Here is a 20,283-nt window from a genome sequence, read left to right on the forward strand (position 1 = left end):
CGACGCTAGTTACTTCTTCGAGCTGAGCCCACCGAAAATATCGCTGGAGCTCAGGGAGCTGCTACCTTCCGGATCTTTGGGCGCCTCTGGGGTATCCGGATCGGTGGAATCGGCGGGGTCGGTGGCGTCGTCGGCGGGCGCAGCGCCGCGGTCCTTCTTCTTGAGGGAAACCTTGTCCACCAGCGTGTTATCGCCTTCGTTGAAGGTGGTAAAGGTGAGCTTGTCATCGGAGACGTCCACTCGCATGTAGTCCTCGGTGTAGTCCTGGCGCCACATGGCGGTGGATTCGTGGGCAAGCTTTGGATCGATGGTCTCCATACGCGCGCCCTTGTGCTTTTTGTTATTCACGTCGGTGAAGTCGTAGTACTTGCCGCCACCTGCGGTGGTGGTGGTCAGGTACAACGCCTCGCCGTCCTTGGGCTCGAGAACATCGCCGCGCTGCGGCTTTTCTTCCGGCAGCACCGGCTTATTGTTCTTCATCAGGTGGCTGCGGGTGTAGATGTGGTCGTGGCCGGAGAGCACGGCATCGACGTTGAGCTCAGAGAGTACCGGGGTGAGCTTCTCGCGCAGGTTGGTGACGTCCTTATCAAAATAATGGGTGCCCTGGGAGTATGGGCCGTGGTGCATGCCGACGACGATCCAGTCATTATCCGTGCCACGGGATTCGATGGCCTCGCGCAAGAACTGCTCGTGGCGGGCGATATCGGCGTCGGAAGAAGCATTGGAGTCCAAACCGATGAAGAGCACGTTATTGCGCTCGAAGTAGTGGTCGCGGATATCGTCCGCCTGGTGCGGGTTGGAGAAGTGCTCATCATGGTGCTTCATGGTGAGGTTATAGGTCTCGTGGTTGCCCGGGACCGTATTGGTAGGGATGTGGCGAATCTCCGGGGCGGAGAAGTACGCATCGTACTGCGGTACCTGCGCGCCCCACCCCTCCACCTGGTCACCCAGCGACCAGATCATGCTGGCATTCGGCACGTGGGAAGCCGCGTGACCGATGGTCTTGCGCCACTGTTCGGCTTGGTCATCCACCTTGAGGTCCACGCCGATCTGCGGGTCAGCGAAGGTAAGGAAGGACCAGTCATCGCCGTTGGAGCCGGTGTTAAAAGTCTCTGGTTCGGACCAGCCGCCTTCCTCGGAACCAACGCGGTAGGAATATTCGGTATCCGGCTGCAGGTTGGTAGCGGTGGCGAACTGGGACTTGTACAGCAAGGCGCCAAAGTCGCGCTCGTCGGCGCGGAAGGTCGTGGTGCCTTCTGGGCCGGTGACCTCGAGGACCTCGTCCGCCTTGGACTTCGTGCGCCAAGTGACCATGACCTGGGATTCATCTTCGCCCGGCTGCAGGATGGTGCGGTAGATGGGCGAGTCAGCAGCCAGCGCCGGGGTGGCAGGCACGAGGGCGGCGGCGCCACCCGCGGCGAGGGCGGTGGCGAAGGAGGCGACGAAGCGCGATGAACGAAGCATACAGTTTTCACCTTTGGAGTCTTAGAAGAAGCGGTACGGCTCCCTAGAACACCATAAGAATGTGAACACCGTATTACGGGCGCGCGAAAAGCGCTTGAACCCTACCTGTGAGGGGCTGGGGTTTAGAGGCTCTTATCGGAGTTGATAACGGCCGCGCGCCAGAGGGTGTATTCCTCCGGGTTATCTTCGCGGTAGTTCTTCACTGCGCGAATACCCTGCTCCACAGACTCGATAACGGCATCGATGGTGGTGTCTTCGCCCTCGGCGTCAACGAAAATGACGGGACCGCAGATGGAGCGGATGGGGTCCTGCAGGAAAGCGGCGTTGCCGGTGGCAGCCGCGTTGCGCGCCAGGGAGGCTACCGGGTTCGGCTCGGCGCCTTCGGCCTTGGCTTCGGGGTTGTAGAGCGCGGCATAGGTGGTGCCGTCTTCCTGGAAGACAACGGAGACGCGGTCCTCGGTGGTGCCGCCCAGGAACTGGTTGGCGTGCTCCAGCTCGAACTCGAGCTTACGGCGGGTGAGATCAGGGTTGACAAGGAAACCGACGGTCATGAGAGAAAGCTCCTTCAGAAAGCCAAGAGGGCATGAACGCCTTTAGAGTACCGGCCCCGCGCCCCACCTGCAGCGCGAGCGAGAAGAACTTTAGGTTAACTGCGTCTCTTCCACGTCCATCTGGGTATCGGTGCCTACGCCGAGACCAGAGGGCTGGGCACCTTCGTGGATGAGCTGCGCACCGATGGCCGCGATCATCACGCCGTTATCGGTGCACAGGGAAAAGCGCGGCACGCGCAGCTCCACCCCGGCCGCGGCGCAGCGCTCGGTGGCCAGCTCGCGCAGGCGGGAATTAGCGGCCACGCCGCCTCCCAGCAGCAACACGCGGGCACCGGTGTCCTCGCAGGCACGCACGGCCTTGGCGGTCAGGACATCGGCCACGGCTTCCTGGAAGCTGGCACAGACATCTTCCACGCTGATGGTCTCCCCTGCCTTTTCGGCGCGCTCCACGTAGCGGGCCACGGAGGTCTTGAGCCCAGAGAAGGAAAAGTCGTGGCGGTGTGGGCCGCGCAGATCCTCGGCACGGGACATGCCACGCGGGAAATCGATGGTAGCTTCGCCGCGGGCGGCGAGCTTATCAATCACCGGGCCGCCCGGGTAGCCCAGCCCGAGGAGGCGGGAGACTTTGTCGTAGGCTTCACCTGCGGCGTCGTCAAGCGTAGAGCCCAACTCGCGCATGGGCTTGCCGACGGCCTCAACCTCCAACAGTTGCGTATGCCCGCCCGAGACCAAGAGGGCCACCGAGTGCGGCAGCTCTTCGCCTTCCAGGTTGGCCACGGCAACGTGGCCGCCGAGGTGGTTAACGCCGTAGAAAGGCACGCCCCAAGCCGCGGCATAGGCCTTGGCGGACGAGGCACCCACCAGCAAAGCACCGGCCAGGCCGGGCCCTACGGTGGCGGCGATGGCATCTGGCTTAGCGATGCCCGCCTCATCCAGCGCCGCCTGCATCACCTGCGGCATGGCCTCAAGGTGGGCGCGGGAGGCGATTTCCGGGACGACGCCACCGAAGCGCGCATGCTGCTCCATGGAGGAAGCAACGGCATTGGCGATGATTTCCATGTGGCCGTCCTCGCGCAGCTCGACGATGCCCACGCCGGTTTCATCGCAGGAGGACTCGATGCCCATGATCTTCATGACTGCTCCTTAATCTTCTTGGCTATCTTCTGGGCGCTCGGACTGGCGCGGGCGCACCATCACGTGCGCATCCGCCCCGGAGGGTTGGTAATAGTTCTTGCGAATCCCCTGCTTGGCAAAGCCGTAGCGCTCATACAGGCCAATGGCGGGATCGTTGCCCACACGAACCTCGAGGAAGACCGGGGCATCCTTGAGATCCGCAATATGGCAGATATTGTCCATCATCATCCGCGCGATGCCGCGGCGCTGCGCGGCGGGATCGACGCCGATGGTGTGGATTTCAAACTCCGGGTCCGCGGCCGGCCCCATCATGCCGATGCCCGCATAGCCTAGGAGTTCCAAGGGTTCCGGTTCCTCGATCGCACCTTCCACCCCGAAATAGAAGTTGAAGGGCTGGGCCATTTCTTCCCGGAAAATCCGGCTGGACCACGGGGTTTCGCCTGGAAAAAGGACCTCTTCCAGTTCGGCGCACCGAGGTGCATCGGCCGGGGTTAGCTCGCGTAGCTTCACAGCTCGACCTTCGGGATGGCGGCAGAAAGCTGTTGCTGCTTCGGCGGGACCGCATCCGGGCGGCGCAGGTACAGCGGCACGACGGGAGCCGGTTCCGCCTCGAGGTCGGCCGCGGCAACGAGGGCCGTCGCACTCGGATGGGCCGCGCGGTGCGGCAGGGCGGCGAGCTTCTCGGGGAGTTGCTCAGCAAGGCGGTCCGGGATGATGACTTCCGCGGTGGAGGCAAGTTCCACTTCGAGTTCGGCCGGTTTCGCCACCGCGGGGTCAGAAATGCGCTGCACACCGGAGTCGGTAGCGCGGTAAGTGGCCCAATAGATCTCTTTGCGGCGGGCGTCAGTAGCTACCAAGGCGGTCGCTTCCTCGGCCGCGGCGACAGGATCTACGTCGAGCTCGGCTGCGGCCGCGATGGCATCGTGGGTGCAGATGCCGTGGAGGGGGATAGAAAGGGCGTCGGCAAGCGCGGAGGCCGTCGCCATACCCACGCGCAACCCGGTAAATGGACCCGGGCCCACGCCGGTGACCACCGCTTCGAGGTCGGAATACTCCATGCCCGCCTCTGCGAGGACCTCGGTGATGGTAGGAATGAGCAGCTCATTATGCGCGCGGGTATCCTCCAACACGCGCTCGGTGCTCTGCCCAGTGGCGGTATCCACTACCCCGGTAACCAGGGCGGTGGTAGCCGTATCGATCGCGAGGACGCGCATTAGGCGACCATCTTCCAGGTGCCATCCTCGCGCTGGAAGCCCAGCGGCTGGGTGCCCTGGATCATGGGCACGCCGCCATCAAGGCTCTGGCCCTGCTGCTCCATGGCCTTGACCTGCATGTCAATCATCTCGCACACCTCGACCTTTTCCGGATCCAGCTCTTCGATGAAGGGCTTAGCGCTCTGGGAAATAGCTACCGCGTAGCTCTTGCCTTCAGGCACCGCACCATCTTCAAAGGTGATGTTCTCGGTGTCGATCTGTGCTTCCTTGACCTTGTCCTCGCGCATGCCCGGGCAGATGAAACCGATGGCGGGGTATTCCTCACCATAAACATCGGTGGGCATGAGGGTCATAAATTCCAAGTTATTTGGTGTCTTGTCCAGCGTGGAGGTGAGGTTTCCCTCCAAGTGGTCATCCTCGCGCAGCGTGGAGGAGGCAAGAAGAACCATCATGACAACGATAAAGATGGCGATGATGGCGGCGGTGAGGTTGCGAGCGAATTTAGTCATGGGGTGAGTATGGCTCCTTGAAAAGATGTTTAAGTTTCAGGCGGGCGGCGGTAATTCTGGCAATCGATGCTACCTGGTTAACCGCAACACAAAACCCACAGGGTAGTGCCTGCCAGTGTAGGCGGGCGACCCTGTGGGTGAGTAATTAACGCGAGATATTGCGCTATAGCAACAGCAGGAGCAGCACCTGCGAGGCAATGATCTTGCCGATAATTGTGGTGGGATAGACCGTGGCCCATCCGCGGCCGGCCAGCTCGGTGCCGGTTTGATCACGAATATAGGCAAAGACTGCAGGGTTGGTGGTCATGCCGGCCGCACAGCCCATGGCCTCGTCCCACTTCAGCTTCAGGACCAGCATGCCGATGACGCCGATCAGGATGGCGGAGGTCAAGGTGATAATAAGGCCCACACCCATGATGGTCAGGGAGGACGGATCCGTCAGGGCATCGCGGAAGGAGGCGCCGGCCGAGGTGCCCACGCCGGCCAGGAACAAGGTAAGGCCCATATTAGAAATGGTTTCGCGCGTGTGAAATGGCATCTGCCAGTTCAACGGGCCGGTACGGTTGAGGTAGCCCAGCAGCAGACCGACAACCACGGGGCCGCCACCAAAGCCCAGCTGCAAGGTGGAACCGCCCGGCATCGGAATCGGAATGAGGCCGAGCAACATACCCAGCGACAGGCCGATAGACATGGACAGCAGGTCCGCGTTGCCCAAAGCGGCCTCAGAGTCACCGAGGTACTTGCGCACGTACGGCAGGCGGCTCGGGCTGGTTACTACGCGAACACGGTCCGAGTAGTTAAGCACCGTATCCGGGTGCGGAACAATGTCATTATCACCCTTGCGGACTCGAGCGATGATAAAGCCGTGATCAAGAGCCTTGATCTCGCGGACCGACTTGCCAGCAATATCCGGGTTGGACACGGTAATGCGGGCGTACTTCAAACCAGCTTCCTCGGTCAGCTCCACCGGATATTCTTCACCCAAAATCTCAATGGCCTTATCGACGGCCTCTTCTGAGCCATTGAGCAGATAAGCCTCGCCCTCGCACAACGGCATTTCCGGAACAGCCAGGCGGTGGCGCTCCTCGTCCGAGACGATACGGGTAGCAACGACAGTCTGGCCGGTAACGCGGTAGATGTGGCCAGCGGTGTCATTAAAGTTCTTGGTCAAACGCACGCCCTTGGCCACAAGCTCGGCGGGAATCATGCCCTCTTCGCGGGCATCTTCCTCATGGTTGGCTTTGACAACCTTGGCGCCGATGGCGGCGACGAGGATCGCGCCGATCACTGCGCCCGGGTAAGCCAAGGAGTAACCGACGACCGGGGTGGAATCGCCCACCATTTCCACCACGGCGGCCATGCCCGGCGTGGAGGAAAGCGAACCGGCAAACATACCGGTAGCTTCTGGCGCGCTCAGGTCAAAGGCGCGGATAAGGCCATAGCCGACCGCGACCAAAATAACCAGCATGCCCAGCATGAAGACGGTGAGCTTCCAACCGCGGGTTTTAAACTCGCGGACAAAGGAAGGCCCGAAGCTAAGGCCAATGGCATAAACGAAGATCGCCAGGCCAAATTGATAGACCAGCGGCGGAATTTGGATATCCGGATTGGCAGTAGATAGACCCAGTGCCACGAACATCGCAGCCGCGGCACCAAGGGAGATGCCGAAGATCTTAATCTTGCCAATCGCTAGCCCCACCGCCATGATGACGAAGAGAGATAGCAAAGGACTTGAGGCGAGAAAATTCAACACCTCAATAGAATTACGTACTGGTTATACCCGGGGCAAGTTCTCCGCGTAGGAGATTCATCACTTATCTGCACTTTAGGCGGACATTTGTACTAGTGGCCGCCCCGCCACGACCATGTAAAGCGGCGAACGTCTTCGTCTGCATCCGCGTATTCCGCCGGCTCACGGTCGATGTTGATAAACAAGTAGCGCTCCGCAATCTGCTCTACTAGTCCCCCGCCCCATTCGGCAATGACCACGGCGTCCTCTAGCTCCGTGTCTAGGTCGAGAGCGTCAAGCTCCCCTAACGGATCCCCAGAATTAGCGCCGCCTTCATCGAGCAGGCGGTAGGCATCCACATGCACCAGGTCTGGCCCACTCACAGTGGAGCGGTGCACGCGGGCGATCACAAAGGTCGGCGAGGTAACGCGACCTTTAACCTGCATGCCCTTGGCGACGCCCTGCGTGAGCGTCGTCTTTCCAGCCCCCAACGGCCCATCTAGGATCACTACATCGCTGGCTTCAAGCGCTGCACCCAGTTCTTCCCCGAATGCGTAGGTTTCTTCCACCGTGGATAGGTCGCGGCTACCAGATTCCGGAAAGCTACTGCGCATCATCTTCTCCTATATATTCGCGTTCGGTGCGGCCATCGGGCAGGCACACTACCTCATAGTTAATGGTTCCTGCCGCCGCGGCGAGATCCGTGGCCGATACTCCCCCGTTGCCAAAGATCACGGCTTCTTGCCCTGTGTCCACACCATGGGGGTTTTCGCCCAAGTCCACCACAATCTGATCCATGCAGATACGGCCTACCTGTGGGTAGAGGTGCTCACCAATGCCTACATGCAGGTCGCCCTGGTAGCCACGCGGCAGGCCATCGGCATAACCACAATCCACTGTGGCCAAAAATCCCGGCTTATCCGCTTTCCAGGTCAATCCGTAGCACGTGCCCTCCCCTGGTTGAATGGGCTTGACATTGAAAATCTGCCCGGACCAGGTCATGGCTGGGCGCAGGCCGTGCTCACGCCCTTCGATGGGCTCCAAGCCATAGCAGGCGGCGCCTACGCGCACTTGCTCAAAATAGGAGGAAGGGCGCGTCAGCACGGCAGGTGAATTGGCCAGGTGATTGACTGGGCACTCCAGCCCAATCTCGCGCGCGAGCCGCAGGGCCGCGCGAAACGCCTCCTCCTGGGCATCATTGTGCGGATTATCCGGCTCATCGGCACACGCAAAATGGGACATGAGGCCGAGTACCTTGATACGTGGAGCATCGCGCAGCACCTTAAAGGTCTCTGCCCAATCGTCCTCATCCACGCCGGCGCGATGCATACCGGTTTCCACCTTGACGTATACCTCAGCAGGAAAATCGGCCTTGACCAGCTTATGCGCCTGCTCAAGGGAGTTGACCGCTACCTCGATTCCATTGGCCAAGGCTTCTTCGAGGATTTCATCTGTTTGCCAAATCCACGCCACGATGGGCGCATCCACGCCCACACGGCGCAGCTTCACGGCCTCCCGCAGGGTGGCCACGCCAAAGCAATCTGCGCCGGCGCGCGCCATCACCGGCACAACCTTGGCCGCGCCATGCCCATAGGCGTCGGCCTTGACCACGCACATCAGCTTGACCTCAGGCCCCACCTTTTCCTTGATGAGGCGGACGTTGTGCGCAATAGCGGAGAGATCAATCGTGGTTTTCAGCATGCCCACCATTGTGCCACTGCTCACCCTTGTGCTGAATTCGGGCAGGGTATGGCCCGTGCACCAGCATCGTGCCCGGGAAGATCTGTGCGCAACAGAAAAGCCTCCTTTCCTGCCGCGCAAGCTACGCGGCGGGAAAGGAGGGTTAGCTAGTACCGTTCGGCGTGGATTACTCCACGGTCACGGACTTGGCTAGGTTACGCGGCTGGTCAACGTCGTAGCCCTTGGACTTAGCTACATGGGCAGCAAAAATTTGCAGCGGCACGGTGGCCAGCAGCGGCTGCATGAGGGTCGGCGCCTTCGGGATGCGGATGACGTGGTTAGCGTAATCCTCCACGGCGGTATCGCCCTCTTCCGCAATCACGATGGTAATGGCACCACGGGCGCGGATCTCCTGGATATTGGAGACGACCTTGGAGTGCAGGGAGTCGCGGCCGCGCGGGGACGGCACGATGACGAAGACCGGCTGGCCTTCTTCAATCAGCGCAATCGGGCCATGCTTGAGCTCGCCGGCGGCAAAGCCCTCGGCGTGCAGGTAGGCGATCTCCTTGAGCTTAAGCGCGCCCTCAAGAGCTACAGGGAAGCCGACGTGGCGGCCCAAGAAGAGCACGGATTCCGCATCCTTCATGGAGTTGGCCAGGCTGGCCACCTGGTCCTCTTCGTCGATGACGTTTTGGACCTTGTCCGGCATGTGACGCAGCTCAGCGAGAACGCTCTGGATTTCATCGGCGAACATGTTGCCGCGCAGCTGGGCCAGGTAGAGGCCGAGCAGGTAGGTAGCGGTAATCTGCGCCAGGAAGGCCTTGGTGGAGGCCACGGCGATTTCCGGACCGGCGTGGGTGTAGAGCGCGGCATCGGATTCGCGCGGGATGGACGAACCCTGGGTATTGCAGATGGCAATGACCTTGGCGCCCTGCTGGCGAGCGTGGCGCACGGCCATCAAGGTATCCATGGTCTCGCCGGACTGGGAAAGTGCAACAACGAGGGTCTTCTCGTTCACAATCGGATCGCGGTAGCGGAACTCGTGGGCGAGCTCAACCTCGGTAGGAATGCGACACCAGTGCTCGATGGCATAGCGTGCCACGTGGCCGGCGTAGGCGGCGGTACCGCAGGCAATGACGATAATCTTGTCGATGGACTTCAAAACGGTCTCATCGATGCGCAGATCATCGAGAGCCAGCTGGCCCTGTTCATCAAAGCGGCCGAGGAGGGTATCGCGCACGGCGGCGGGCTGGTCGTGGATTTCCTTTTCCATGAAGGAATCGAAGCCACCCTTTTCGGCAGCGGCGGCATCCCACTTGATTTCAAAAGGCTTGCCCTGTGCAGGGTTGCCCTCATAATCGGTGATTTCCACCTCGTCGGCGGTGATTGTCACGACCTGGTCGTTGTCCATCTCCACGGCGGACTTGGTGTAATCGATGAAGCCGGATACGTCGGAGCCGAGGAAGTTTTCGCCCTCGCCCAGGCCGATAACCAGCGGCGAGTCACGGCGAGCGGCAACGATGCGATCGGCCTGCTCGGCGTGGATGGCCAGCAGGGTGAATGCGCCCTCCAGGCGGGAACAGGTCAGCTGCATTGCCTTGGTGAGGTCACCAGCGGCCTCGTTGTGGAAGACATCGCCCAGCAACGTAGCGGCAACCTCAGTGTCGGTCTCGGAAACGAAGTTATAGCCCTTGTTCAAAAGCTCGGACTTAAGCTCGGCAAAGTTCTCGATGATGCCGTTGTGCACCACGGCGAGCTTTCCGCCATCGACCACGTGCGGGTGCGCATTCAGGTCGGTAGGGCCACCATGGGTAGCCCAGCGGGTATGGCCAATGCCCAGCACGGAGTCTGGCAACGGGCGGGCCTCAATCTCAGCATCCAGCGCAGCGACCTTACCGGCCTTCTTGCGCCAGCTGATGTCCCCGTCGGCGTACATTGCTACGCCAGCGGAGTCATAGCCGCGGTATTCCAAACGGCGCAGCCCTTCCAGAACTACGTCGAGGGCGAAGTAATCACGGTCACCACCAGCGTGACCAACATATCCAACAATTCCACACATGGTTGCTGATTTTACAGCACGAGAGGCAGACCTCTAGGCGGGCGGGGCGTCGGCAAGCGGGGCCTAGCCCCCACCCGCTAGTGCGCTGGGAAAACTAGCGCGTCGCCTGCTCCAAAAGCTCCAGAATGTGGTGATAATCCTCGCCGGTAGCACGGGTCAGGCCGAGCTCGCAGGTGCGGTTGGTCGAGGCGTGATACTGCGCCCCGATTTCCTTGACTTGCGCTGCCTCGGCGCGGGTAGCGGCTTCTGTAAGCTCTGGGTGGAGCATGCCGCGGTCGCCAGCATAACCACAGCAATTCCAGTCAGTAGGAATGTGGACCTCGGTCGCTGCGGCACGGGCTACCTTTTCTACGTCCTCCATCATGCCCAGCTGGAAAGCAGAGCAGGTGGGGTGCACGGTCACGGAGGCCGCGGGGTTCTTGACCGCAAGCTGCGGCAGGAGGGTATCGGCCGTAAAGCTAATGGCGTCGATGACGGTAATGCCTACCGACTCCAGCATGTCCTTAAATCCGGCGGTGCAGCTGCTGGCGTCCACGATGACCGGCAGGCGCGCACCATCGGTGGCCTCCATGACGACATCGCGCACGCGCTGTTCCATTGCATCGTGGCCGGCTTGCATGCCCTTAGACGCCCATGGGGTGCCACAGCAGAGCTTGTCGATGCCCGCCGGAACCTCCAGCGCTACCCCGGCGCGCTCCAAGAGAGCCACGAAGGAATCGGTAGTGCCCTTGCCGCCGCCCTGCGGGCCAAACATGGTGTTCACGCATGCTGGCAGGTAGATGCCGGTGGTCTGCGCGTAGCGGTCGCCCACGCGCCCGGCCAAGCGGCCGCGGGACTTGCCGCCCTTGCCCAGCTCCGGCTGGTACTGCGGCAGGTTATCGGTGCCGATGAGGCTACGGCCCACGTCGGTAACCTTCTTGACCAGCTCGGTGGGAAGCAAGTGCGCGCCGGTCAGCGCCAGCCCGGCGCCTTGGCTGACTACCTGCCAGTTCTTAGCGGCCGCGCCCCATAGCTTCTGCTGCGCTGGTTGCGCCTCCTCGCGGCGCAGGCGCTTGATGAACTTGCCGGTATCGATGCCTACTGGGCAGGCGGTGCGGCACATGGAATCCACCGCGCAGGTCTCGATGCCCATGTATTCATAGGCCTCATCCAGCTCGGCTACGAGCTGGCTATCGCCGGCTTCTTCCGCGCGCTTGCGGGCACGGCGCACCACAATGCGTTGGCGTGGGGTAAGCGTGAGATCGCGCGACGGGCAAACCGGCTCGCAATAGCCGCACTCCACGCAGCGGTCCACTTCCTCTTCCACCGTGGGGTTGAGCTTGATGTTTTTGATGTGCGCATCCGGATCATCATCCAAGATGACGCCCGGGTTCATCGTGTTGGTGGGATCGCAGGCCCACTTGAGTTCCTGCATGACCGCATAGAGTTCGTCGCCGTATTGGCGGCGCACATACGGCGCCATGGCGCGGCCGGTGCCGTGTTCTGCCTTGAGGTTGCCCTCGGCGGAGAGGACCAAGTCCACCATGCCCTCATTGAAGTCGTTATACCGACCGATGGCGGCATCGCCTTCAAAGCGGTCCGTAAGCAAGAAGTGGATATTGCCGTCCTTGGCGTGGCCGAAAATGACAGCATCGTCATAGCCATAGCGGGTAAAGAGTTCCTGCAGCGAAGAACACGTATCCGCCAGATCGCCGACGGGTACCACGATGTCTTCCAAAAGGGCCGTCGTACCGGACGGGCGTGCCTCTGCTACTTGGGCGTAGAGGCCCTTGCGGAAGTTCCACGCAGCATTGCGAGCGGCGGTGTCTGCAGAGAAAGCGGCCGGAGACTGCAATGGCAGCTCGCGCAAGAGCTGCGAGCCCTTGCCCTCCTTATCGCGCAACTCCTCTTCTGCATCCGCATGGTATTCGATGAGCAGTGCGGCCTGCTTGTCCACATCGAAACCGGTGATGGCCTGCGGAACCTTGTCAAAGCCTTGGCCCACGCGAATAGAAGCGGAGTCCATTAGCTCCAAGGTGGCCGCCCCGGTATCCAGCAGAGCCGGCAGGGACTTGGTGGCAGCGGTGAGATCATCAAATACCGCCACCGTGGTGGTAGTCAGCTTAGAAATCGGCACAGTGCGGAAAACCGCTTCCGCAATAAAGGCCAGGGTTCCTTCCGACCCGATAAGCAAGTGCTCAAAAAGTTTGACCGGGCTATCAAAGTCCAGGAAGGAATTGAGGCCATAGCCCATCGTGTTTTTCAGCTGGAAGTGGCGGCGGATAATATCCACGGACTCTTGATTACCGCGCACGCGGCGCTGCAGGCGGATAAGCGTGTCCACCAGCTCCGGCTCCTGCTCCTGAAACTGTCGGTCGGCGTCCGGATCGGCGGTGTTAATCACGGTGCCGGTGGGCAGCACGAAGATCAGCGATTCCAGGGTGTTATAAGTATTGAGCTCAGTGCCGCAGGCCATGCCGGAAGAGTTATTGGCTACCACGCCGCCAATGGTGCAGGCAGACTCGCTCGCCGGATCCGGGCCGAGCTTGCGGTTGCGCAGGCCCAACCGAGCATTAACCTGGCGCACCGTCGCACCAGGCTGGACGCGCACGCGCTTGCCCTCATCCAATACCTCGATGCCGCGGAAGTGCTTGCGCACGTCCACCAGGTAACCATCGCCAGATGCCTGGCCGGCAAGGGACGTGCCGCCGGAGCGCAGGGTTACCGGAACATTCTGCTGTCGGCCCGCACGAAAGATGGCGGCCACGTGCTCGGCGGAGCGAGCCTCGATGACTGCCTTGGGGGTGTACAGGTAGTGCGAGGCATCGGAGGCATGCGCCACGCGGTCAATAACCTCGGTTTTTACCTCCATCCCGTAGCGGTTAGAAAGTTCTTCCACATCAACGACGCCGGTAGTCATGTACCGCAGCCCGCCTTCCCAGAAAAATAGAGTATGTAGTTGCCCACACATTGCACTCCCCTGCGCACAGGCGCGCAAGTTAGGAGGGGCTTAGGAAAGCCTTTCCACCACACCCGTGGCTCGGCTGGATACTGCGCAGACATTTCTCAGATAAACCCGCACCCTTTCCCGCCTAGCGGGTGATCTTCATCTATCCTGGAATGCGTGTCTGCGAATTTGAATAAACATCTAGCAACGTTGTCGAAGCGTGGTCGCAACCGAGTTTTGGTTGGCGACCTTGACTATGCCGGAATCACTGGCAAGGTTTATACCCCCGCGGAGGGCCAAAGCCTGCCCGCCGTGGCCTTTGGCCATGACTGGATGCACAAGATTAAGGATTACCACGCCACCCTGCGCCACTTGGCCAGCTGGGGCATCGTCGTGGTAGCCCCCGATTCCGAGACCGGCCCCTTCCCCAACCACCGCAACCTGGCCGCGGATATGGAATCCGCGCTGCAGATTGCCGCTGGGGTAAAACTTGGCACCGGAAATATTACGGTCTCCCCGGGCAAGCTCGGCATGATTGGCCACGGCATGGGCGGTGGTACGGCCGTGCTTGGCGCCTTGGATAACCAGAAGGTCGCCGCCGTCGCCGCCATTTACCCTTCCATCACCGCGCCGTCTGCGGTGCAGGCGGCCCGCCGCATTAATACCCCGGGCTTGGTCATTGGCGCCGGCCAGGAAGACATTTTCAATGCCGGCAACCCCGCCAAGCTGGCCTATAACTGGAATGGCCCAGTCTGCTTCCGCGCCATCGACAAGGGCAGTCACGCTGGCTTTACCGAGGATCGCCTGCGCAAGCTGGCCATCGGAACCGACGCATTCCAATCCGGCCCCACCGAAATCGCCCGCGGTTTGGTCACCGGATTCTTGCTGGCCACCCTCAATGGCGATTCCACCTATGACGCCTTTACGGATCCAGAGGCCAGCGCGAAGAAGGTCCAAAGCCTCGTAGGCGAGGACTTGGCCGAGCGCGCAGGCGTCACCCGCGACGCCTAAGTAATTAACCCCGCCGCAGCACAGATTGCACCTGCCCCGACGCGTTCCGTGAGCGCGCTGGGGCAGCGCCATATCGGGGCCTTGGCACCGCCGCCGCTTGCCGACGCCCCACCTGGCCCTCCTCCCTTCGCGCCTCCTGCATGGCTTTATCCGCGGACTTTTCTAGCTCGTCCTGCGCTTTCGCCAGCGTTTTTTCAAATTCCAGCAGGCGTTTAGCCGTCCTTTCCCGAAAGCCCTGCGCAAATTCTGCGAAGTCGTTATTCATTACCACTGACCTGCCTTTCGTGCCTTAATGGTTGGTTCTTCTGGCGCGGGCGCCGCCTCCTGCTGCGGTGCTGGTGCCGGTGCTGGCGCCGGCGCTGAGGCTTCTTCTGGAGTCGGCTGCGGTGCTGGTTCAGGAGCTGGGGCTGGTGGCGATGCCGGCGCCTCCGCTGGACCGGACGCCGGGAGGTGTGCCACCTTCTCTGGTGGCGGCGTTGGCTCCTCTACCTGAGACAGCTCAGGAGGCGGAGTCATGACGCCATCATCACCAATTGGCTCCGGTTTGGGCTCTGGCTCTGGCTCTGGTTTAGGTTCCGGGCAGGGATCAGGTTCTGGCTCAAGCTCCGCCTCAGGAACGGGGTCCGGTTCAGGTTCCTGCACTGGGCAATCCGCCTCCGACATGATCTCCAAGCACTGCGCCGCGCCTTCCACAATGAGTCCCACGCCTACCAAAGCGATTCCGGCCCCCACCATGCCGAGGCTGCCACTGCAGGAGGATTCAATTCCACAGCCTTCTGAGCTGGTTTGGGTCGTTTCCACACATTCTTCGGTACTTTCCGCGGTACTTTCTGGGCAGAGCGTTTCCTCGCCTGCGCCCGATTCAGAAGCGGGCTCCGTATCCAAGTCTGGTTTAGGTTTCGGCTCTGGCTGAGGTTCAGGTTCCGGGCACGGCTCTTCTACTTGCTGTGGCTGTTCTGGCGGCTCCTGCGGCGGAATGATCTCCGCCTGTGCCGGCCTAGTTATCTCTACTTCGCGCTGGAACTGCGATGAACGCTCGGTAAATGATTGCTCGATGCACTCTTGGCAATGGCAGCCGAGACCGTGTTCTGCAGTGATCTCCGTGTGCACTTCCGTCTTGGCTGAAGGCTCGGGACTAGGTGTGCTAGTCCGCTCCGGCTCCGGTTCGGGGCATTCCCTTGGTGGAACTGGTGGTGGCGAAGGAGGCGTGGGTTCTGGAGGGCACTCCACTTGGGCCGGCTCGGTGGGCTGCGAGGGCGGGGGCGGGCATTCTTCCTTCGGCGTCGGCTTAGTGGGAATAGGAGTGTCCGGGCATTGCTCTACCGGTGCAGGGCAGGCACCATCTGCAGGCTTAGCCGGCGTCGGGCATTCTTCCGGCATCGGACGCTCACAGACGCATTCGCAGCGCGATTCAAACTCGTTATAGCAGGACTCAATCGCATCATCGCGGTCGCGGCAGGTGCTAGCGATATTGTGATTCGTCTCTTCGATAACGCGCCCGCCGATGGTGGAAAGAATCGGGATGATAAACCGGGCCAGCGGGTGCTTGGTGGCCACCATGGACAAGATATTCAGCAATGGGATGACCGCAGAGATGAGCTCGGTAAGGGCGGTGTCGGAGACATCGACGACGTCGGCAATAGCGCCCGAGCACTGCTCCGCCGAGCTGGTGAGATGTGCGGCATCTTGGCGGTCAATGTCGAAGTCTTCCTGCACGCCGCACAGGTGCTCCCGCATGGCGCCCTGAGCAACCTCGGAATCATCCTGCTGCAAATAGCCCGCTAGTCCAGCACCGCCTCCCTTCGGGCGATTACCGCCCACCGCCGTGACGGTGTTTTTCACCAGGTTTTCGGGCGCGATGCCATCGACCGCACCGACTAACTCCCCCAGTAAATTCATCGGCATGCTGGGGCCCGGGTAGCTTCCCAAGCATGCGAATTGGAATTGGGAAATCGCGTTGGAATAGTCCCCCAACAAGGATTTGGTCAGCGTACTCACTTGTTCGCCTCCCCGCCGCGCGCAAAGGAGCTGCCGAAGGACTCATCAAAATCGGCAAAGGCGCGCACCTGTTCATGGGCGGCGTGGGCGGTGGCGGATAAATTATCCAACCTCTGCCCGCCGCGCTCATGGATGCGCGCCAAGACATCACGAATGCGCTCACCGTGGCCGCCAAAGTTGCGCCCAGCCGCGGCCACCGGAAAATCCGGTACCTCGGCCCGGTGGGCATCGCGTTGCTCATCGTTATCGGCTACGACCTGCCGTAGTGCGGACATCGCCTCCGAGGGGCGAAGAAAAACCTCAGACACTGGTGTATTCCCCCAAATCCATATGCGGTAAAAGTTCTCACCTTCATTGGACTGGGGATTGCGCCAAATGGTTCCCTAGGAGGCCAAAATTCTTCCGCCCCGGCGGTTGTCCTAGACCGAGGAAACGATGGCGGAAAGCCTCCCGGCAACCTTGCGAGCCTGCTCCTTATCGGCGGCCTCCACCATGACGCGGAAAACCTCCTCAGTGCCGGAGGGGCGCAACAGGACGCGGCCGGTTTCGCCAAGTTCTTCCTCGGCCTGGGCAATGGCTTCTTGTACTTCGGGGGCGTCCATGATGACGCCCTTATCAGAAACCGGCACGTTAATGAGCACCTGCGGCAGCACGGTCATCACCGATGCTAATTCCTTTAGGGACTTCCCGGACTTGGCCATGCGAGCCATGATGGACAGGCCAGTAAGCGTGCCGTCGCCAGTCGTGCAATCATCTGGCAACACGACGTGGCCAGACTGCTCGCCGCCCAAGGAGAAATCGCCGCGGTTGAGCTCTTCCAGAACATAGCGGTCGCCTACTGCGGTGTGACGCACCTCAATGCCTTGTTCCTGCATGGCTAGCTTCAGGCCCAGGTTAGACATGACGGTTGCTACCAGGGTGTTGTAGCGCAGGTCATTATCCTCCTTCATGCCTACGGCCAGCAGTGCCATAATCTGGTCACCGTCAACAACATTGCCCTCGGCATCCACAGCCAGGCAGCGGTCAGCGTCGCCATCGTGTGCCAGGCCCAGATCGGCGCCATGCTCGACGACGGCCTCCTGGGCCTTTTCAATGTGTGTCGAACCGCAGTCCTCATTGATATTGAAAGCATTCGGCTTGTTGTGGATAGCAATAACCTCTGCGCCAGCCGCCTCGTAGGCGATCGGAGCAACCTTGGAGGCCGCACCATTGGCGGTATCTACGACCACCTTGATGCCGCTGAGGTCGGTGGAGACTACTTCCTTCAAGTGGTTGAGGTAGCGCTCGCGTCCGTCTGGGGCCTCCGAGATGATGCGGCCCAGCTTGGTGCCAGTCGGGCCATCCTCGGTGAGGTTTTCCATGGTGGCCTGAATCTGATCTTCTACCTCGTCCGGCAGCTTCTTGCCACCTGCGGAGAAGAACTTGATGCCGTTGTCTGGCATCGGGTTGTGGGAGGCGGAAATCATCACGCCCAAATCCGCACCATAATCATCCGTCAGGTAAGCAATTGCTGGGGTTGGCAGCACGCCTACGCGCACCACGTCCACGCCGCGGGAAGCCAGACCGGACGCAATCGCCGCATCCAGCATCTCGCCAGAAACACGTGGGTCGCGGCCAATAATGGCCAGCGGCTGGCGCTCGTAGGATTCACGCTTGGCGGTAAATACCTCCGCAGCGGCCTGGCCTAGTTGCAAGGCCAGAATTGGGGTCAGCTTCTTGTTCGCGAGGCCGCGAACGCCATCGGTTCCAAAAAGTCGAGACATGCAGTCAATTATGCACTCCTGTGCCCATCGATTGCATGTTGGGGCGGTTTAGGCGGAGGCAAGCTTTTGGTTTATCGACGGAATGAGCGACATTCCCTCCTTCCGCGCTCCATAAAACGACGAAGGCCGCCGCCTCCCAAAGGAAGCAGCGGCTTTGCGTAGCGCTTGCGCGCGCAGTAGAAGCGAGATTAACGCTTGGAGTACTGCGGTGCGCGACGTGCCTTGTGCAGACCGGCCTTCTTACGCTCAACTGCACGAGCATCTCGGGTGAGCAGACCAGCCTTCTTGAGGGCGGTGCGGTCAGCCGGGTTGTAGATGTTCAGTGCACGAGCGATAGCCAGACGCAGGGCGCCAGCCTGACCGGTTGGGCCGCCGCCGTTAACGGTGACCTTGAGGTCGAACTGGTTCTCGCGCTCCAGCAGGGTCAGCGGAGTGAGGATGTCCTGCTGGTGCAGCTTGTTCGGGAAGTACTCGCCGAACTCGCGGCCGTTAACCACAATCTGGCCGGAGCCAGCAACGAGGCGAACACGTGCGACGGCGCGCTTACGGCGACCGACGGTCTGGATCGGGCCCTCGTGTACCGGAGCGGCAGCCTCGACCTCTTCGGTCTCGGCCGGTGCAATGGAATCACCGATGGTGTTGGTGAACTCTTCGGTAGCGGCGCTTGCTGCAGCGATGTCAGCAGCGTCGGCTACGTTGTTGTCGATGTTCTGCTCAGACATTACTGTGCCACCTGCTTAAACTCGAAGGTTTCCGGCTTCTGGCCGGCGTACGGGTGCTCTTCGCCTGCGAAGACGTGCAGCTTCTTGATGGAAGCGCGGGAGAGCTTGTTGTGCGGCATCATGCCGGCAACGGATTCTTCGATAACGCGAACCGGGTTGGCGTCCAAAGACTGACCCAGGGTCATGGACTTCAGGCCGCCCGGGTAACCGGAGTGGCGGTAGCGCATCTCACGGCCGCGCTTGTTGGAAGAAACGTGGATCTTGTCAGCGTTGATGATGATGACGTGGTCACCAGCGTCAACGTTCGGTGCGAACTGTGGCTTGTGCTTGCCGCGCAGCAGGTCTGCAACGGTGGAAGCGAGCTTGCCCAGCACCACATCAGTAGCGTCGATGACGTACCACTTGCGGGTGATGTCACCGCTCTTTGGGTGGAAAGTAGACAATTTGACTCCTTGAAAGTCTGTCTCGGAACTGCCGGCCAGCGCTAAGCATCCATTCACTCCCGTACAGCGGCCGGTGGAGACCTGCAGAGAGCGCTTCGCCAGCTGCTTGCCGACGAGCGAACACATAGGTTTCCTACCCTACTTGCTCACCTGCCCAAAGACCAAAACACCGAAACCGGCACCTTCCGCGGCTCAAACGGGAGGTGCCGGCTCGTGGGTACGGACTAGAAAGGTACGACTTCAAAGAATGGAAGAGATAGCAAGAGAAAAGAACTAGAAAAGGAGTATTCACGCTGGTTTCTTGGTCGAGGCTGCGGCTGCGTCCGCCTCCTGCCACGCGGGTGTGGTCAGTGGCACCGCAGCTCCGACGGGGACAGCGTAGAACTGTGCGAACAGGGTGTGGATTTAGCCCCAGCTTGCGGCGGCGCGACGATTGACGTCGCTCATTGCATCGTTGCCCTGCGAGACGGTCTTGGAGATGGTGGCGAGCACGGTGTTGAGTTCTTGCGACGCCTTATCCCACTTGGCCTGTGCTTGGTTATAAGCCACGGCGGACTCGCCTTCCCAGGTGCTCACCATCGGCTGCAGGCGCGCCTTCAGATCTGCCAGAGTGCTGTTGATGCGACCAGAGGTGGCGTTGATATCGGCTGCGGCGGAAGAAATGGCACCGAATTCGTACTTGATCTCGGACATGTGGTGATGGATTCCCTTCTGTGAATCTATAGCTTTGAGGCTGCGGAGTAGTGAAGTGTGCGGTGCGGTTTAGAGGGCGAGCCCGCCGCCCACGTTGGAGAAGGCCTGGGTGTTTTCTGCTTCCACGTTGTCGAAATTGTGGGCATTGCTGCGGATATTGTCAGAGATAGAAGCCAAGGCCTCGCGCAGCTGCTGCGCAGAGGTGTTGTAGCGCTGCATCAGGTCATCGAAGGAGACCTGCGCCTGGCCGGCCCAGCTGCCGCGGACGGAGTCGACGACGCCCTGCAGGCGGGTGAGCTCACCTTGGACTTCATCATTGGTGTTATCGACTTTGCCGGCGGTGGCAATCATGACATCGGCTTGTGTCTTGAAAGTCTGAGACATAAG

20 protein-coding genes are annotated in these 20,283 nt (G+C 60.9%); 1 reads left to right on the plus strand and 19 read right to left on the minus strand.

All coding sequences use genetic code 11. The features are described from left to right. Positions 1-9 precede the first annotated feature (9 nt). From QP971_RS06025 to QP971_RS06075, 11 genes are all read right to left on the minus strand, one after another. Positions 10-1,464, minus strand: a complete 1,455-nt coding sequence (locus QP971_RS06025) for a purple acid phosphatase family protein (protein WP_284811098.1) — start codon at positions 1,462-1,464, stop codon at positions 10-12. Positions 1,465-1,586: 122 nt separating this feature from the next. Continuing rightward, positions 1,587-2,015, minus strand: coding sequence for a hypothetical protein (locus QP971_RS06030; protein WP_005322709.1), 429 nt, complete (start codon positions 2,013-2,015; stop codon positions 1,587-1,589). Positions 2,016-2,105: 90 nt separating this feature from the next. Next, on the minus strand, positions 2,106-3,149 hold the full coding sequence (gene tsaD, locus QP971_RS06035) for a tRNA (adenosine(37)-N6)-threonylcarbamoyltransferase complex transferase subunit TsaD (RefSeq protein WP_284811099.1): 1,044 nt from the start codon (positions 3,147-3,149) through the stop codon (positions 2,106-2,108). 9 nt (positions 3,150-3,158) lie between these two features. Beyond that, positions 3,159-3,659 carry a ribosomal protein S18-alanine N-acetyltransferase gene (gene rimI / locus QP971_RS06040; protein ID WP_284811100.1) on the minus strand — a complete coding sequence of 167 codons (501 nt, stop codon included), beginning with the start codon at positions 3,657-3,659 and terminating at the stop codon, positions 3,159-3,161. Beyond that, positions 3,656-4,363: a tRNA (adenosine(37)-N6)-threonylcarbamoyltransferase complex dimerization subunit type 1 TsaB gene (tsaB, locus tag QP971_RS06045; protein WP_284811101.1), complete on the minus strand. Its 708-nt coding sequence runs from the start codon at positions 4,361-4,363 to the stop codon at positions 3,656-3,658. Before tsaB ends, rimI begins: the two co-directional genes overlap by 4 nt. Next, positions 4,363-4,872, minus strand: coding sequence for a hypothetical protein (locus QP971_RS06050; protein WP_269954293.1), 510 nt, complete (start codon positions 4,870-4,872; stop codon positions 4,363-4,365). The genes tsaB and QP971_RS06050 overlap by 1 nt, the downstream gene beginning before the upstream one ends. Positions 4,873-5,035: 163 nt before the next feature. After that, positions 5,036-6,625 (minus strand): aspartate:alanine exchanger family transporter, encoded by a 1,590-nt coding sequence (locus QP971_RS06055; RefSeq protein ID WP_269954292.1) that lies wholly within the window; start codon positions 6,623-6,625, stop codon positions 5,036-5,038. A gap of 89 nt (positions 6,626-6,714) precedes the next feature. Then, complete coding sequence (tsaE, locus tag QP971_RS06060) at positions 6,715-7,215, minus strand: tRNA (adenosine(37)-N6)-threonylcarbamoyltransferase complex ATPase subunit type 1 TsaE (RefSeq protein ID WP_284811135.1); 501 nt, start codon at positions 7,213-7,215, stop codon at positions 6,715-6,717. Further along, positions 7,205-8,308 (minus strand): alanine racemase, encoded by a 1,104-nt coding sequence (gene alr, locus QP971_RS06065; RefSeq protein ID WP_284811136.1) that lies wholly within the window; start codon positions 8,306-8,308, stop codon positions 7,205-7,207. Before alr ends, tsaE begins: the two co-directional genes overlap by 11 nt. A gap of 160 nt (positions 8,309-8,468) precedes the next feature. Next, complete coding sequence (glmS, locus tag QP971_RS06070; protein ID WP_284811102.1) at positions 8,469-10,340, minus strand: glutamine--fructose-6-phosphate transaminase (isomerizing); 1,872 nt, start codon at positions 10,338-10,340, stop codon at positions 8,469-8,471. Positions 10,341-10,434: 94 nt separating this feature from the next. Continuing rightward, the gene (locus tag QP971_RS06075) at positions 10,435-13,239 is read right to left on the minus strand and encodes an FAD-binding and (Fe-S)-binding domain-containing protein (protein WP_284811103.1); all 2,805 of its coding nucleotides are present in this window, start codon (positions 13,237-13,239) and stop codon (positions 10,435-10,437) included. 204 nt (positions 13,240-13,443) lie between these two features. Here QP971_RS06075 and QP971_RS06080 point away from each other — a divergent pair, with 204 nt between their 5' ends. Continuing rightward, positions 13,444-14,277, plus strand: a complete 834-nt coding sequence (locus QP971_RS06080) for a dienelactone hydrolase family protein (protein ID WP_284811104.1) — start codon at positions 13,444-13,446, stop codon at positions 14,275-14,277. Positions 14,278-14,281: 4 nt separating this feature from the next. On the opposite strand, the gene QP971_RS06085 is transcribed toward QP971_RS06080, so the two are convergent. From QP971_RS06085 to QP971_RS06120, 8 genes are all read right to left on the minus strand, one after another. Further along, positions 14,282-14,542, minus strand: coding sequence for a hypothetical protein (locus QP971_RS06085; protein WP_269954288.1), 261 nt, complete (start codon positions 14,540-14,542; stop codon positions 14,282-14,284). Continuing rightward, positions 14,542-16,275 (minus strand): hypothetical protein, encoded by a 1,734-nt coding sequence (locus tag QP971_RS06090; RefSeq protein ID WP_284811105.1) that lies wholly within the window; start codon positions 16,273-16,275, stop codon positions 14,542-14,544. Before QP971_RS06090 ends, QP971_RS06085 begins: the two co-directional genes overlap by 1 nt. After that, positions 16,272-16,583, minus strand: coding sequence for a hypothetical protein (locus tag QP971_RS06095; protein WP_239661112.1), 312 nt, complete (start codon positions 16,581-16,583; stop codon positions 16,272-16,274). Before QP971_RS06095 ends, QP971_RS06090 begins: the two co-directional genes overlap by 4 nt. A 111-nt stretch (positions 16,584-16,694) precedes the next feature. Continuing rightward, a complete protein-coding gene (glmM, locus tag QP971_RS06100; protein WP_284811106.1) occupies positions 16,695-18,038 on the minus strand; it encodes a phosphoglucosamine mutase in 1,344 nt (447 codons plus the stop codon). Between the two features lie 188 nt (positions 18,039-18,226). Next, complete coding sequence (gene rpsI, locus QP971_RS06105; protein WP_204610198.1) at positions 18,227-18,760, minus strand: 30S ribosomal protein S9; 534 nt, start codon at positions 18,758-18,760, stop codon at positions 18,227-18,229. Then, entirely contained in the window at positions 18,760-19,203 is a 444-nt protein-coding gene (rplM, locus tag QP971_RS06110) for a 50S ribosomal protein L13 (RefSeq protein WP_049378943.1), read from the minus strand. Before rplM ends, rpsI begins: the two co-directional genes overlap by 1 nt. A gap of 405 nt (positions 19,204-19,608) precedes the next feature. After that, complete coding sequence (locus QP971_RS06115) at positions 19,609-19,896, minus strand: WXG100 family type VII secretion target (protein ID WP_005322746.1); 288 nt, start codon at positions 19,894-19,896, stop codon at positions 19,609-19,611. A 69-nt stretch (positions 19,897-19,965) separates the two neighbouring features. Beyond that, positions 19,966-20,280, minus strand: coding sequence for a WXG100 family type VII secretion target (locus QP971_RS06120; RefSeq protein ID WP_225745954.1), 315 nt, complete (start codon positions 20,278-20,280; stop codon positions 19,966-19,968). Between the last annotated feature and the right edge of the window lie 3 nt (positions 20,281-20,283).

The sequence above is a fragment of the Corynebacterium marquesiae genome, assembly GCF_030229635.1.
GTDB classification, from domain to species: domain Bacteria; phylum Actinomycetota; class Actinomycetes; order Mycobacteriales; family Mycobacteriaceae; genus Corynebacterium; species Corynebacterium marquesiae.

Coding starts and splice junctions, on each gene's coding strand:
- rpsI (WP_204610198.1), bottom strand. CDS start 18,760: ATGTCTGAGCAGAACATCGACAACAACGTAGCCGACGCTGCTGACATC.
- QP971_RS06075 (WP_284811103.1), bottom strand. CDS start 13,239: ATGACTACCGGCGTCGTTGATGTGGAAGAACTTTCTAACCGCTACGGG.
- QP971_RS06120 (WP_225745954.1), bottom strand. CDS start 20,280: ATGTCTCAGACTTTCAAGACACAAGCCGATGTCATGATTGCCACCGCC.
- glmM (WP_284811106.1), bottom strand. CDS start 18,038: ATGTCTCGACTTTTTGGAACCGATGGCGTTCGCGGCCTCGCGAACAAG.
- glmS (WP_284811102.1), bottom strand. CDS start 10,340: ATGTGTGGAATTGTTGGATATGTTGGTCACGCTGGTGGTGACCGTGAT.
- QP971_RS06025 (WP_284811098.1), bottom strand. CDS start 1,464: ATGCTTCGTTCATCGCGCTTCGTCGCCTCCTTCGCCACCGCCCTCGCC.
- QP971_RS06115 (WP_005322746.1), bottom strand. CDS start 19,896: ATGTCCGAGATCAAGTACGAATTCGGTGCCATTTCTTCCGCCGCAGCC.
- QP971_RS06030 (WP_005322709.1), bottom strand. CDS start 2,015: ATGACCGTCGGTTTCCTTGTCAACCCTGATCTCACCCGCCGTAAGCTC.
- QP971_RS06050 (WP_269954293.1), bottom strand. CDS start 4,872: ATGACTAAATTCGCTCGCAACCTCACCGCCGCCATCATCGCCATCTTT.
- tsaE (WP_284811135.1), bottom strand. CDS start 7,215: ATGCGCAGTAGCTTTCCGGAATCTGGTAGCCGCGACCTATCCACGGTG.
- tsaB (WP_284811101.1), bottom strand. CDS start 4,363: ATGCGCGTCCTCGCGATCGATACGGCTACCACCGCCCTGGTTACCGGG.
- QP971_RS06085 (WP_269954288.1), bottom strand. CDS start 14,542: ATGAATAACGACTTCGCAGAATTTGCGCAGGGCTTTCGGGAAAGGACG.
- tsaD (WP_284811099.1), bottom strand. CDS start 3,149: ATGAAGATCATGGGCATCGAGTCCTCCTGCGATGAAACCGGCGTGGGC.